This is a genomic window from Pseudomonas cimarronensis (genome assembly GCF_049331905.1).
GTDB lineage: Bacteria > Pseudomonadota > Gammaproteobacteria > Pseudomonadales > Pseudomonadaceae > Aquipseudomonas.
The window spans coordinates 3,976,887-3,990,506 of the sequence record NZ_CP186283.1 but is presented as its reverse complement, the minus strand read 5'-3'; the positions used below and the strand labels follow the sequence as shown (position 1 = coordinate 3,990,506).

Sequence of the window (13,620 nt, the reverse complement as noted above, 5' to 3'; positions counted from 1 at the left end):
AGAGTGCGCCCTCGTCCACGGCCCGCCGGCCCAAACACATCGCATTTCGTGAGTAGCCATGCTCGATAAACTGACCCACCTGAAGCAACTGGAGGCGGAAAGTATCCACATCATTCGTGAAGTGGCCGCCGAATTCGACAACCCGGTAATGCTCTATTCCATCGGTAAAGACTCCGCCGTGATGCTGCACCTGGCACGCAAGGCGTTCTTTCCGGGCAAGCTGCCGTTCCCGGTGATGCACGTCGATACGCGCTGGAAGTTCCAGGAGATGTACGCCTTCCGCGAAAAGATGGTCAACGAGTATGGTCTGGACCTGATCACCCACATCAACCCCGATGGCGTGGCACAGGACATGAACCCCTTCACCTACGGCAGTGCCAAGCACACCGACGTGATGAAGACCGAGGGGCTCAAGCAAGCGCTGGACAAGTACGGCTTCGATGCCGCCTTCGGCGGCGCGCGCCGCGACGAAGAGAAATCCCGCGCCAAGGAACGTGTCTACTCGTTCCGTGACAGCAAGCACCGCTGGGACCCGAAGAACCAGCGTCCCGAGCTGTGGAATGTGTACAACGGCAACGTCAAGAAGGGCGAGTCGATCCGTGTATTCCCGCTGTCCAACTGGACCGAGCTGGACATCTGGCAGTACATCTATCTTGAACAGATTCCGATCGTGCCGCTGTACTTCGCCGCCGAACGTGAAGTGATCGAGAAGAACGGCACGTTGATCATGATCGACGACGATCGCATCCTCGAGCACCTTTCCGATGAAGAGAAAGCCCGTATCACCAAGAAGATGGTGCGTTTCCGTACCCTCGGCTGCTACCCGCTGACCGGCGCGGTGGAGTCCACGGCAACCAGTCTCACTGACATCATCCAGGAAATGCTCCTGACCCGCACTTCCGAGCGTCAGGGCCGCGTCATCGACCACGATGCTGCCGGTTCCATGGAAGAGAAAAAACGTCAGGGGTACTTTTAATATGTCGCACCAATCCGATCTGATCAGCGAAGACATCCTCGCTTACCTGGCCCAGCACGAGCGTAAAGAACTGCTGCGCTTCCTTACCTGCGGCAACGTCGACGACGGCAAAAGCACTCTGATTGGCCGCCTGCTGCACGACTCGAAGATGATCTACGAAGATCATCTGGAAGCCATCAGCAAGGACTCGAAGAAAGTCGGCACCACCGGCGATGACATCGACTTGGCACTGCTGGTCGACGGCCTGCAGGCCGAGCGCGAGCAGGGCATCACCATCGACGTGGCCTACCGCTATTTCTCGACCTCCAAGCGCAAGTTCATCATCGCCGACACCCCCGGCCATGAGCAGTACACCCGTAACATGGCCACTGGCGCTTCCACCTGCGACCTGGCGATCATCCTGATCGACGCGCGCTACGGTGTGCAGACTCAGACCAAGCGCCACAGCTTTATCGCCAGCCTGTTGGGCATCAAGCACATCGTCGTGGCTATCAACAAGATGGACCTCAAGGGCTTCGATCAAGGCGTATTCGAGCAGATCAAGGCTGACTACCTGAAGTTCGCCGAAGGTATCGCGCTGAAGCCGACTTCCCTGCATTTCGTGCCGATGTCGGCGCTGAAAGGCGACAACGTGGTAAACAAGAGCGAGCAATCGCCCTGGTACACCGGCCAGTCGCTGATGGAAATTCTCGAAACCGTGGAAGTCGCCGGCGACCGCAACTTCAACGATCTGCGTTTCCCGGTGCAGTACGTCAACCGCCCGAACCTGAACTTCCGTGGTTTCGCCGGCACCCTGGCCAGCGGCATCGTGCGCAAGGGCGACGAAATCATTGCGCTGCCGTCGGGTAAGGGCAGCAAGGTCAAGTCCATCGTCACCTTCGAAGGTGAGCTGGAGCAGGCCGGTCCGGGTCAGGCGATCACCATCACCCTGGAAGACGAAATCGACGTCTCCCGTGGCGACATGCTGGTGCATGCCGACAACCGTCCGCAGGTGGTCGACAGCTTCGACGCCATGCTGGTGTGGATGGCTGAAGAGCCAATGCTGCCGGGTAAGAAGTACGACATCAAACGCGCCACCAGCTATGTGCCGGGCTCGATTGCCAGCATCACCCATCGGGTCGATGTGAACACCCTGGAACACGGTGCGGCGAGCAGCCTGCAGCTCAATGAAATCGGCCAGGTGCGTATTGCTCTGGATGCGCCGATTGCGCTCGACGGCTATGCGCACAACCGCACCACCGGTTCGTTTATCGTCATCGACCGCCTGACCAACGGCACCGTGGGTGCCGGCATGATCATCGCCGATCCGGTTGGCGCTGGTGGTGGCAGCCACCACGGCGAGCTGGCCCATGTCTCCACCGAAGAGCGTGCCGTGCGCTTCGGCCAGCAGCCGGCTACCGTGCTGTTCAGTGGCTTGTCCGGCGCAGGCAAGAGCACCTTGGCCTACGCCGTGGAGCGCAAGCTGTTCGACTCTGGTCGTGCGGTTTATGTGCTGGATGGCCAGAACCTGCGTCATGACCTGAACAAGGGGCTGCCACAGGACCGCGCCGGGCGCACCGAGAACTGGCGTCGTGCCGCCCACGTGGCGCGTCAGTTCAACGAGGCCGGTCTGCTGACCCTGGCAGCCTTCGTCGCCCCGGATGCTGAAGGCCGCGAGCAGGCCAAGGCGCTGATCGGTGCCGAGCGCCTGATCACCGTCTACGTGCAGGCGTCTCCGCAGGTCTGCGCCGAGCGTGATCCGCAGGGTCTGTACGCAGCCGGTAGCGACAATATCCCAGGCGAGTCTTTCCCGTACGACATTCCGCTGAATGCCGATCTGGTGATCGATACGCAGTCGGTGTCGGTGGAAGAGGGCGTCAAGCAGGTGTTGGCTTTGCTGCGCGAACGTGGCGCGATCTAACGCCCCGTCCAATAAAAAGCCCCGTCCAGTGCGGGGCTTTTTATTGGGAGCGGGTTCTTGCCCGTGATAGCTGTTTTGCGTGCATGAACGAGGCGTCCCCGCCACTCCTGCAATCCCGACTCCAACAAAAAAGCCCCGGTTGTTTAGACCAGGGCTTTATGGGCGGGCGATTATTACTTGTTCTTCAAACCGTAGTTTTCATCGAGCATGCCCGGTACATCGGCGCTTTTCGGCGCGTAATCCTTGGGCATTTCGTTGTTCTTCGGTGGCGTCAGGCGTTCGCGTTTTTCGCTGGTATCTTCGGCATGCAGGGTGGCCAATAGGCGTTGGCGAGTCAGCTCGTCGAGGGCCAGGCGGTTGGCGCCGTCGGACAGGTGTTCCTGCACATCCTGATAGCTCTGGGTGAGTTTCTTCACCATGCTGGCGGTGGTGTTGAAGTGGCTGACCACTTCACTCTGGTAAGCGTCGAAACGCTCCTGCATTTCATCCAGCTGGCGCTGGGTGCGGCTGGGGGCTGCGTTGGGTGCCAGGCGAGCAATCAGGAAGCCAATGGCAATGCCTGCTACCAGGGTAATGGCGGGTAGCAACCAGGCGGTAAGCGTCTGTTCCACGAGTCCTTCCTCTCTAAACGGCTTTGCTTTACGTTAACGGCTCGAACCTGCGCTGTATACCGCAATGCAATGCCGAAATGTTTGCGGTGTTGTCTATGGCGCAGGCTGTCAGCTAGACGAGTCGACCCACTGCGAGGTCACGGAGTTCCCTGTTGCTCACCCGCGAAACCCCTCTGATGATTGCCGGCCCCAGCGGCCAACTTGAAGCCCTCTGGCTGGACACCCCTGACGCCCGTGGCGTGGCGCTGATCTGCCATCCCAACCCGGTGCAGGGTGGCACCATGCTCAATAAGGTGGTTTCCACCCTGCAACGCACGGCCCGTGACTGTGGCCTGGCCACGTTGCGTTTCAATTACCGCGGTGTCGGCGCCAGCGCAGGCAGTCACGATATGGCCAGCGGTGAGGTGGATGACGCCGAGGCCGTGGCCAGCTGGCTGCGTGCGCAGCACCCCGAGTTACCGCTGACCTTGCTGGGTTTTTCCTTCGGTGGCTTTGTCGCCGCTGCGCTCGGCGCCCGCCTGGAAGCCCAGGGTGTGAAACTCGATAAGCTGTTTATGGTGGCCCCGGCCGTGCATCGCTTGACCGCAGAAACGCCCCCGGCCAGCGACTGTCCGTTGATCCTGATCCAGCCCGAAGACGATGAAGTGATCGACCCGCAGGTGGTGTACCAGTGGTCGGCGGCACTCGGACGTGCCCATGAGCTGCTGAAAGTGGCAGAATGCGGCCACTTTTTTCACGGCAAGCTTACTGATCTCAAAGATCTGCTGCTGCCGCGTCTCTGATCTGCTGCGCGTCGGCCTGGCGTTGTTAAAAACAGGCTCGGAATGCTCATTTACACCAGTAAACTCCGCTTCCTCGCCTGTTTTTGCCTAGCCAGGCTCTAGCTCGCGAGATCATAAGATGGCTCAAGTAAAGCGAACCTGAACATGACCACTCGTATCCTTACCGGCATCACCACCACCGGCACGCCGCACCTGGGCAACTACGCGGGCGCGATTCGCCCGGCCATTGTCGCCAGCCGCGCCGCCGATGCGGATTCGTTCTACTTCCTCGCCGACTACCACGCGCTGATCAAGTGCGATGAGCCGGCGCGCATCCAGCGTTCACGCCTGGAGATTGCCGCGACCTGGCTGGCGCTGGGGCTGGATACCGACAAGGCAACTTTCTACCGCCAGTCGGATATCCCCGAGATTCCCGAGCTGTGCTGGCTGCTCACCTGTGTCGCCGGCAAGGGCCTGCTCAATCGCGCCCACGCTTACAAGGCTTCGGTGGACAAGAATGTAGAGCAGGGTGAGGACCCGGATGCCGGTATCACCATGGGCCTGTTCAGCTACCCGGTGCTGATGGCGGCGGACATTCTGATGTTCAACGCGCACAAGGTGCCGGTCGGCCGCGACCAGATCCAGCACGTGGAAATGGCCCGCGATATTGGCCAGCGCTTCAATCACCTGTTCGGCAATGGCAAGGAGCTGTTCACCCTGCCCGAAGCGGTGATCGAGGAAGACGTAGCGACCTTGCCAGGCCTTGATGGTCGCAAGATGAGTAAGAGCTACGACAACACCATTCCGTTGTTCGGCAGTGCCAAGCAGCTCAAGGATGCCGTTGCACGAGTGGTGACCGATTCCAAACTGCCGGGCGAGCCGAAAGACCCGGACAGCTCGCACCTGTTCACCCTCTACCAGGCCTTTGCCGCACCGACCCAGCAGGCGGATTTCCGCGCTGCGCTGGAAGGCGGCCTGGCCTGGGGCGAAGCCAAGCAGGCGCTGTGTAACTTGCTGGAAGCTGAGCTGGGCGAGGCGCGCGAGCGTTACCATGCGCTGATCAGCAAACCGGCTGATCTGGAAGATATTCTGCTGGCTGGTGCGGCCAAGGCGCGCAAGATCGCCACGCCGTTTCTCGGCGAGTTGCGTGAGGCTGTGGGGCTGCGCTCGTTCCGCAGCGAGGCTATCAGCACGGCTGGCGAGAAGAAAAAAGCCGGCAAGAGCGCACGCTTTGTCAGCTTCCGCGATGACGACGGCAGCTTCCGTTTCCGCCTGCTGGATGCCGCTGGCGAGCAGTTGTTGCTGTCCAAATCCTTTGTTGATGGCAAGGCTGCGGGTATGGTCAACAAGCGTCTGCAGTCCGGTGAAACACTGGATGTGCGCGAGCAGGACGGCGGTTTTGCCGTCTGGTTGGACGATGAGTGCGTGGCACAAAGCCCGTCATTCGCCGACAGCGAGGCCTGTCAGGCGGCGATTCAGCGCCTGCGTGAGGCCTTGGCTCCTCAGGAGTAACGCGTCGTTTGATGGCTGTGTGGGAGGGGCTTTAGCCGCGACTACTTGTCGCTGCGCTGCGTCGCGGCTAAAGCCCCTCCCACTGACCGGTACGCCGTCTATAAGCCGTTGCCAATCAACGGGGGCGTCGCTAAAGTGACGCCCCCGTTTTACTTGCCCGGCCAAGAGCCTGCTCAAGGCTCGCGAGCTAGAGGCATGCAAGGCAGAAACAGGCGAGAAACGTAGCGCAGCGTAGTAACAGCCAACGGCTGGCCCGTAGGGTGAGCGCAGCGAATCAAGCGGAATGTACTGGTGTACATGAGGATTACTCGTTGCACTCGCCCTTCGGGCCGCGCTGAAGCGCGTTACCCGCAAGCGGCTTACCGAGGCTGTTTCTAACGCAGCAGGCCCGACGCGCAGCAGACTTTGAACAGGCTCTTACGAATTATGACGCCCCTAGAACGTTACCAGGCTGACCTTAAACGCCCTGATTTCTTCCACGATGCTGCCCAGGAAACGGCGGTGCGTCATTTGCAGCGTCTGTATGACGAGCTGATCGCCGCCGACAAGGGCAGCGCCGGCGTATTCGGCAAGCTGTTCGGCAAAAAGCCCCAGGGGCCGGTCAAGGGCCTGTATTTCTGGGGCGGCGTTGGTCGCGGCAAGACCTACCTGGTCGACACCTTCTTCGACGCGCTGCCGTTCGAGAAGAAGATGCGTACGCACTTCCACCGCTTTATGAAGCGCGTGCATGAAGAAATGCGCACCCTCAAGGGCGAGAAGAACCCGCTGACCATTATCGCCAAGCGCTTCGCCGACGAAGCCAAGGTCATCTGCTTCGACGAGTTCTTCGTCAGTGACATTACCGACGCCATGATCCTCGCCACCCTCATGGACGAGCTGTTCAAGAACGGTGTGAGCCTGGTTGCCACCTCCAATATCGTGCCAGACGGCCTGTACAAGGACGGCCTGCAGCGCGCGCGCTTCCTGCCAGCCATCGCCCTGCTCAAGCAGCACACCGAGATCGTCAACGTCGACAGCGGTATCGATTACCGTCTGCGCGCGCTCGAGCAGGCCGAGCTGTTCCACTGGCCACTGGGCGCTGCCGCCGAGGAGAGCCTGCAGAAGAGCTTTGTCAGCCTGCTGCCCGAGCACTGCGTGGTGCAGGAAAACGAGGCGCTGATGATCGAGAACCGCGCCATTGTGGCGCGCAAGGTCGGTGATGACGTGGCCTGGTTCGACTTCCGCGAGCTGTGTGATGGCCCGCGCAGCCAAAACGACTACATCGAACTGGGCAAGATCTTCCATGCCGTGCTGTTGGCCAACGTCGAGCAGATGAGCACCGCCAAGGACGACATGGCCCGGCGCTTTATCAACCTGGTGGACGAGTTCTACGACCGCAACGTCAAGCTGATCATCTCCGCCGAAGTGGAGCTGAAAGACCTCTACACCGGCGGTCGCCTGACCTTCGAGTTCCAGCGCACGCTCAGCCGTTTGCTGGAAATGCAGTCGCACGAGTTTCTCGCACGGCCGCACAAGCCCTGAGAACAGCGATCAGCTGCGCGTCGGCCCTGCTGCGTTAAAAACAGGCTCGGAATGCTCATGTACACCAGTACACTCCGCTTCCTCGCCTGTTTTCGCCTTGCATGTCTCTAGCTCGCAAGATCGCCAGCAAGTTTTGATCCGGCGTGTTTTAGGTACAAGCAGGATAAACTCTGCGCCATCGACTTATTTCTGCGGTTAGCCCTATGACCTTTGCTTCCCTCGGCCTGATCGAACCTCTGTTGCGCACCCTCGACAGCCTCGACTACAAAACCCCCACCGCCGTGCAGGCCCAGGCCATCGTGCCGGTGCTCAAGGGGCGTGACCTGATGGCCGCCGCGCAAACCGGCACCGGCAAGACCGCTGGCTTTGCCTTGCCGGTGTTGCAGCGGTTGATGATGGAAGGGCCGCAGGTGGCCAGTAATTCGGTGCGTGCGCTGGTGCTGGTGCCGACTCGCGAGCTGGCCGAGCAGGTGCTGCAGAGCTTTATCACCTATGGCCAGCACCTGCCGCTGCGCAGTTATGCGGTGTATGGCGGGGTCAGCATCAACCCGCAGATGATGAAGCTGCGCAAAGGCGTGGACGTGCTGGTAGCCACACCGGGTCGTTTGCTCGACCTGTACCGGCAGAATGCGGTGAAATTCAACCAGGTGCAGACCCTGGTGCTGGATGAAGCTGACCGCATGCTCGACCTGGGCTTTGCCAACGAGCTGGAAAGTGTGTTCGCGGCGCTGCCGAAAAAGCGCCAGACCCTGCTGTTCTCCGCGACCTTCTCCGACGCCATTCGCGCCATGGCCGGGCAGATGCTCAAAGACCCACTGAGTATCGAAGTCAGCCCGCGCAACGCCGCCGCCAAGTCGGTCAAACAGTGGCTGATTCCGGTGGACAAGAAGCGCAAGGGCGAGCTGTTTTTGCACCTTTACCAGAGCAAGCGCTGGAGCCAGGCCCTGGTGTTTGTGAAAACCCGCAAGGGCGTGGATGAGCTGGAAGCTGAGCTGCAGCGCCATGGCATCAGCGCCGACTCGATCCACGGCGACAAACCCCAGGCCACCCGCCAGCGGGCCTTGCAGCGTTTCAAGGATGGTGAGGTCAAGGTGCTGGTGGCTACCGATGTGGCGGCCCGTGGCCTGGATATCGATGACATGCCGCTGGTGGTCAACTTCGATTTGCCCATCGTCGCCGAAGACTATGTGCATCGCATTGGTCGTACCGGGCGTGCCGGCACCACCGGTCAGGCCGTGTCGCTGGTCTGTGCCGATGAAGTACAGCTGCTCTCGGCCATCGAAACCCTGACCCAGCAGGTGCTGCAACGTATCGAGGAGCCGGACTTTATCCCTGATCACCGCGTGCCGCAGACCCTGCCCGGCGGCCAAGTGGTGAAAAAGCCGAAGAAACCGAAGAAGCCCAAAGTGGTCGGTGGCGGCAAGGGCGGCAGCCTTGGCCGCTGGATGGAGGCCGATGAGCCGGCTGCACCGTCGGTCAAGGCGGTGCGCAAGGTGCCGAGCTTTGGCGGGAAAGCAGGCAAACCCGGGAAGTTTGCCAAGTAACCTCAGTCGTAAGGTGGACAGCGCTGAGCTTGTCCACCAGAGGGGCTAAATGTTCTGGGCAATGCGCCAGAGCACGCCGCTGGGGTCGATAACCACGAAATCGCGCATGGCCCAGGGCTGGTCCTGCGGTGGTATCAGGCGCACGCCGAAGCGCTCGCCCAACTGCTCATCCAGCACCTTCTGCCACCAGGCGTCGACGTCTTCCACCAGCAGGTGCATGACGAAGTTCTCCGCCTGCCCCTTGACGTAGAAGTCCTGCAGCAAAAAGGCACAGTGATCGCCGTGGCTGAAATAGGCCAGGCCATCGCCGACCCAGCCCGGCTTGAAGCCCAGGGCTTGATAGAACGCCTGGCTCAGGGCGAAGTCGCGGGCCGGTACGAAGGTTTTCAGTTCAATGCTGTGCAACATCGGATGGTTCCTGCGCGGGTGATGTCGGACAGGCTATTACGGTTGTGCCGGCTCTCTGGCGGAGCCTGGCGAGCAGAGATTAACGGCTGGCCTGCGCCGCTTCCAGTTGCTTCTTGTGGGTCGCGGCGGCCGTCATGTCGTAAATCACCACGCAGATATGTTCCACCGCATCGCCCGCACCGCCCAGAGGCAGCAGGGTGACATTCTGGTACATGAAGTCTTCCTGGCCGGTGATCGGCTGGTAGTTCTTGAAGTGCATCAGGTAGGGGTGCTGTTCCCACAGGCTGAAGGCGCGGGTGCCCAGTGCCACGACGGTATCGACCTTGCGCCGCAGCCAGGCTTCGTCGATCTCACTGAACAGGCTGAACAGGGTTTTGCCGTGCACCTCGTCCGGGCCCAGGCCGGAATGGTTTTCCATAAAGCTGTTCCACACCTCAACCCGGTATTGGCGATCGAGCACGATCACCCCGACATCGATGCACTGCACGATATCGAGCAGCCAGTGAACCTCTTTGATATCTATCTGTGCGGGCATGGCTGAGGGTCTGCTCCCGTTTCGTTAGCGGTCGCGCCGGCGCCTGTTTTTGTGCGAGGCAAGGCGCGAGACGCGAAGTTTGGTGTTCCAAATGAGTGTCGAGAAACACAGCATCGCACAAAAACAGGCCCGGCCCTGCGGGTTGCGCGGGAAATGGCACCCGCTGTCGTTGCAGGACTTGGCAAGGGGGCGACCATTACCTGCGTCCTACGCCTAACCGGGGGGCCATTTCTCGTAGCAACGCGATCCACGAACGAAACGGGAACAGACCCTACTCCATAAGGTAGTTGAGTTTGTTGGTCAGGCGCTTGATCGAGTCTTCGGTAAACAGCAGCAACAGATCGAAGTGGATGCTGTGGGCTTCCAGGCTGTAGCTCACTTCAATGGCCAGGGTCTTGCGCCAGCGCCGCTGGTTGAGGTGGATCAGCCGCTCGATGGACGAATGCTGGCCCAGCAGTTGCGGGTGGCCCTGAGAAAAACGCACATCAATCTGCTCGGCAATCCCGGCCAGACAGGCGCCGGTCAGAATGCTGGCCAGATCCAGCAGCATTTCCGAGGTCTGGGTGTCGTCCTTGGGCTGCCAGCCCAGCAGCTTGGCCATGCCGGCCACTTCCGAATCATGGAACAGCAGCAACGCCTCGCCGGCAATGCCGTCACCAATAAAGCCCTGGCACACCGCACTCAGGCGTTCACCGCGCATGGCATCGGTGAGGGTCATATGCAGTTCGCTGACCTCGAAGATATTCACCTGCGGCACCGGCAGCTGCACAAATACGTTCAATACCTTGGCCAGTAGCGCGGCAGCGCGGCCCATGGCGACGTTGGTCACTTCGCGCAGGGCATCGCGGAAGTTGACCTTCAGCTCATCCAGCACGGCGGCCTGGGCGAGAGCGGTGGGGGTGGCCTTGGGGTCGAACAGGCCGAGTTCGAGCAGGGTGCTGCGCAGCGTATCGGGGTCGGCGGGTTTCTTGATAAAGGCCAGGGCGCCGAGTTCCTTGACCCGGCGTACGGCTTCGTCCTGAACGTCGCCGGAGACCACCACCACCTTGCAAGTCAGCCCCTCGGCGCGCATGGCTGCAAGGGTTTCATAGCCATCGAGCACCGGCATGGTCAGGTCCAGCAGCATCACCTGGCCGAGGCCCTGGCGTAGGGCGGTCAGGGCTTCCTGACCATTGGCAGCCTGGCTGATGGTCACTGGCCATTCGGGCGGTAGGGCGCGGATCAACTGCTTGCGCGCCATATTCGAGTCGTCACAGACCACTAGTGGAATCACGGCGGGAGGGTACCTGTGCGCGTGGAAGAACACCGCTCTCGGGCGGTTTTCTTCAAGCATAGCCGCTAGCGATTGTCCGCGGCGTTCTTATTCGACAGAGCGTTGTAGCCAGTTGAGTATGCTCTGGGCAGCACGACGGCCGCTGGCAAAGCAGGCGGTCAGCAGATAGCCGCCAGTCGGCGCTTCCCAGTCGAGCATTTCTCCTGCGCAGAAGGTGCCGGGCAGCGCCTTGAGCATCAGTTGCCCGTCCAGCTGCTCGAACGGCACACCGCCGGCGGTGCTGATGGCTTCATCCAAGGGCCGTGGCCGCACCAGGGTGATCGGGAGGGCCTTGATTGCACTGGCCAGCAGCGCCGGATCATTGAAGGTTGCTGCGCTGGCCAGCTCGCGCAGCAGAGCGGCTTTGACCCCGTCGATCCCGGCCTGGCGATGCAGGTGTTTGGCCATGGACTGCGAGCCGCGCGGTTTGCTCAATGCCGCTTGCAGTTTGCTCAGCGGCGTTTGCGGCAGCAGATCGAGGTGCACGCTGGCGCTGCCATGCTGATTGATCGTTTCGCGAATAGCGGCTGACAGGGCATACACCAGGCTGCCTTCGAGGCCGCTGGCGGTCAGTACACACTCGCCCAGGCGTGGTGTTGCTCCGGGCAGGCTGAGGCTGACGTTTTTCAGTGGCGCGCCGGCGAATTTGTCCCGCAGAAACGGGCTCCAGGCGCTGACATCAAAGCCGCAGTTACTCGCCTGCAAGGGCGCGATAGTCACGCCACGCGCTTGCAGCAGGCTGACCCAGGCGCCATCTGAACCCAGCCGCGCCCAGCTGCCGCCGCCCAGGGCCAGGAGCGTGGCATCCGCATTGATCAGGTGTTCGCCGACAGGCGAGGTGATCCGCAGTGCATTCTGGTTATCCCAGCCCAGCCAACGATGACGGGTATGAATCTGTACGCCCAATTCACGCAGGCGCTTGAGCCAGGCGCGCAGCAGCGGTGCTGCTTTCATATCGGTGGGGAAGACCCGGCCGGAGGTGCCGATAAAGGTGTCGATGCCCAGGTCATGAATCCAGGCGCGCAGGGCATCGGCATCGAAATCCTGCAGCAGTTCGGCTACTTCTGTCTGGCGCGTGCCATAACGCGCGACAAACGCCGGCTTGGCTTCGGAATGGGTGATATTCATCCCGCCGACCCCAGCCAGGAGGAACTTGCGCCCCACTGAAGGCATACCGTCGTAAAGATCGACCTGCACACCGCCCTGGGCCAGCACTTCGGCCGCCATCAGCCCGGCGGGGCCGCCGCCGATAATGGCAACGCGAGGGGCTGGATGTTGAGTGCGATTGGTCATGGCGGTGTCGGGCAGGAACGAAGGGGGTGCATTCTAGCCGAGGCGGCGTCCGCCTTGTCATTTGCCCCGGCTTCGGGCAGGGTCGTGAGGTGAATTTCTGACTGGAGCCCCTTATGTCTGACCTCTACCCCAGCATCGACCCCGACGGCCTGATCGAATACTCGGTGGTCTACACCGACCGCTCCCTCAACCATATGTCGCAGTCGTTCCAGGGCGTGATGAAGGATATCTCCAGCACCCTGAAGCAGGTCTACAACGCCCATGCCATGGCCATCGTGCCAGGTAGCGGCACCTATGGCATGGAGGCGGTAGCGCGTCAGCTGGCCACCGGGCAGAAGTGCCTGGTGCTGCGCAACGGCTGGTTCAGCTACCGCTGGACGCAGATTTTCGAGATGGGCCAGATTCCCTCTGAATCGATAGTGCTCAAGGCACGGCCTGTCTCCCAGGGTAGTCAGGCGGCGTATGCCCCACCGCGTCTGGCTGATGTGCTGGCGGTAATCGCCTTGGAAAAACCCCAGGTGGTGTTTGCCCCGCATGTAGAAACTTCCTCGGGGATGATTCTGCCGGATGATTACCTGCGTGCCGTGGCGGATGCCGTGCATGCGGTGGGCGGTCTGTTTGTGCTCGACTGCATCGCCTCCGGCACCCTTTGGGTGGATATGCAGGCCTGCGGCATCGATGTGCTGATCAGCGCGCCGCAAAAGGGCTGGAGTGCCTCACCCTGCTGCGCCCTGGTGATGCTCAGCGAAGCTGCCCAGGCCCGCGTCGAAGCCACACAAAGCACCAGCTTCGCCTGCGATCTGAAGAAGTGGCTGCAGATCATGCAGGCCTATGAGCAGGGCGGCCACGCCTACCACGCCACCATGCCAAGCGACGCCCTGGCGCGTTTCCGCGATGCCATGCGCGAGGCCGAAGCCATTGGTTTCGCCAAGGTGCGCGGGCAGCAGCAGGAGCTCGGTGAGCGGGTGCGTGCCTTGCTCACCAGCAAAGGCTTTAAAAGCGTCGCCGCTGAAGGCTTCGAAGCCCCCGGGGTGGTGGTGTGCTACACCACCGACGCGAGCATCAAGAACGGCAGCAAATTCGCCGCCCAGGGCCTGCAGATCGCTGCCGGTGTACCGTTGCAGTGCGATGAGCCGGCGGATTTCCAGACCTTCCGTCTGGGCCTGTTCGGTTTGGACAAACTCGGCAATATCGAGCGCACCGTGGCGACCCTGGAGCAGGCGCTGAATAAGGTGTTGGCGGGGTAG

Annotated in this window: 12 protein-coding genes; 7 read left to right on the top strand and 5 right to left on the bottom strand. The window is 61.2% G+C overall.

The window, feature by feature from the left end; genetic code table 11:
• Positions 1-58: 58 nt before the first annotated feature.
• Positions 59-976, top strand: coding sequence for a sulfate adenylyltransferase subunit CysD (gene cysD / locus ACOCLD_RS18640; RefSeq protein WP_160089100.1), 918 nt, complete (start codon positions 59-61; stop codon positions 974-976).
• A gap of 1 nt (position 977) precedes the next feature.
• A complete protein-coding gene (gene cysN / locus ACOCLD_RS18635; RefSeq protein WP_422910237.1) occupies positions 978-2,876 on the top strand; it encodes a sulfate adenylyltransferase subunit CysN in 1,899 nt (632 codons plus the stop codon).
• Between the two features lie 173 nt (positions 2,877-3,049).
• Here cysN and ACOCLD_RS18630 read toward each other — a convergent pair whose 3' ends face one another.
• Complete coding sequence (locus tag ACOCLD_RS18630; protein ID WP_422910236.1) at positions 3,050-3,487, bottom strand: YhcB family protein; 438 nt, start codon at positions 3,485-3,487, stop codon at positions 3,050-3,052.
• A 152-nt stretch (positions 3,488-3,639) separates the two neighbouring features.
• Here ACOCLD_RS18630 and ACOCLD_RS18625 point away from each other — a divergent pair, with 152 nt between their 5' ends.
• The 4 genes from ACOCLD_RS18625 (at position 3,640) to ACOCLD_RS18610 (ending at position 8,825) form a co-directional block, all read left to right on the top strand.
• Positions 3,640-4,269: an alpha/beta hydrolase gene (locus tag ACOCLD_RS18625; RefSeq protein ID WP_422910235.1), complete on the top strand. Its 630-nt coding sequence runs from the start codon at positions 3,640-3,642 to the stop codon at positions 4,267-4,269.
• 144 nt (positions 4,270-4,413) lie between these two features.
• Positions 4,414-5,760 carry a tryptophan--tRNA ligase gene (locus ACOCLD_RS18620; protein ID WP_422910234.1) on the top strand — a complete coding sequence of 449 codons (1,347 nt, stop codon included), beginning with the start codon at positions 4,414-4,416 and terminating at the stop codon, positions 5,758-5,760.
• 426 nt (positions 5,761-6,186) lie between these two features.
• A complete protein-coding gene (gene zapE / locus ACOCLD_RS18615; protein ID WP_160089090.1) occupies positions 6,187-7,281 on the top strand; it encodes a cell division protein ZapE in 1,095 nt (364 codons plus the stop codon).
• A gap of 203 nt (positions 7,282-7,484) precedes the next feature.
• Positions 7,485-8,825, top strand: coding sequence for a DEAD/DEAH box helicase (locus tag ACOCLD_RS18610; RefSeq protein ID WP_233685860.1), 1,341 nt, complete (start codon positions 7,485-7,487; stop codon positions 8,823-8,825).
• 45 nt (positions 8,826-8,870) lie between these two features.
• Here ACOCLD_RS18610 and ACOCLD_RS18605 read toward each other — a convergent pair whose 3' ends face one another.
• From ACOCLD_RS18605 to ACOCLD_RS18590, 4 genes are all read right to left on the bottom strand, one after another.
• Positions 8,871-9,233 carry a VOC family protein gene (locus tag ACOCLD_RS18605; protein ID WP_422910233.1) on the bottom strand — a complete coding sequence of 121 codons (363 nt, stop codon included), beginning with the start codon at positions 9,231-9,233 and terminating at the stop codon, positions 8,871-8,873.
• 79 nt (positions 9,234-9,312) lie between these two features.
• Entirely contained in the window at positions 9,313-9,768 is a 456-nt protein-coding gene (locus ACOCLD_RS18600; RefSeq protein WP_233685858.1) for a PAS domain-containing protein, read from the bottom strand.
• A gap of 271 nt (positions 9,769-10,039) precedes the next feature.
• A complete protein-coding gene (locus ACOCLD_RS18595) occupies positions 10,040-11,041 on the bottom strand; it encodes a response regulator (protein ID WP_422910232.1) in 1,002 nt (333 codons plus the stop codon).
• Positions 11,042-11,128: 87 nt separating this feature from the next.
• A complete protein-coding gene (locus tag ACOCLD_RS18590; protein WP_422910231.1) occupies positions 11,129-12,373 on the bottom strand; it encodes a TIGR03862 family flavoprotein in 1,245 nt (414 codons plus the stop codon).
• Between the two features lie 113 nt (positions 12,374-12,486).
• Here ACOCLD_RS18590 and ACOCLD_RS18585 point away from each other — a divergent pair, with 113 nt between their 5' ends.
• Positions 12,487-13,620: an aminotransferase class V-fold PLP-dependent enzyme gene (locus ACOCLD_RS18585; protein ID WP_422910230.1), complete on the top strand. Its 1,134-nt coding sequence runs from the start codon at positions 12,487-12,489 to the stop codon at positions 13,618-13,620.

Bases quoted from the DNA above. Each gene is read 5' to 3' on its own strand.
- cysD (WP_160089100.1), top strand. From the start codon at position 59: ATGCTCGATAAACTGACCCACCTGAAGCAACTGGAGGCGGAAAGTATC.
- cysN (WP_422910237.1), top strand. From the start codon at position 978: ATGTCGCACCAATCCGATCTGATCAGCGAAGACATCCTCGCTTACCTG.
- ACOCLD_RS18620 (WP_422910234.1), top strand. From the start codon at position 4,414: ATGACCACTCGTATCCTTACCGGCATCACCACCACCGGCACGCCGCAC.
- zapE (WP_160089090.1), top strand. From the start codon at position 6,187: ATGACGCCCCTAGAACGTTACCAGGCTGACCTTAAACGCCCTGATTTC.
- ACOCLD_RS18610 (WP_233685860.1), top strand. From the start codon at position 7,485: ATGACCTTTGCTTCCCTCGGCCTGATCGAACCTCTGTTGCGCACCCTC.
- ACOCLD_RS18605 (WP_422910233.1), bottom strand. From the start codon at position 9,233: ATGTTGCACAGCATTGAACTGAAAACCTTCGTACCGGCCCGCGACTTC.
- ACOCLD_RS18600 (WP_233685858.1), bottom strand. From the start codon at position 9,768: ATGCCCGCACAGATAGATATCAAAGAGGTTCACTGGCTGCTCGATATC.
- ACOCLD_RS18590 (WP_422910231.1), bottom strand. From the start codon at position 12,373: ATGACCAATCGCACTCAACATCCAGCCCCTCGCGTTGCCATTATCGGC.
- ACOCLD_RS18585 (WP_422910230.1), top strand. From the start codon at position 12,487: ATGTCTGACCTCTACCCCAGCATCGACCCCGACGGCCTGATCGAATAC.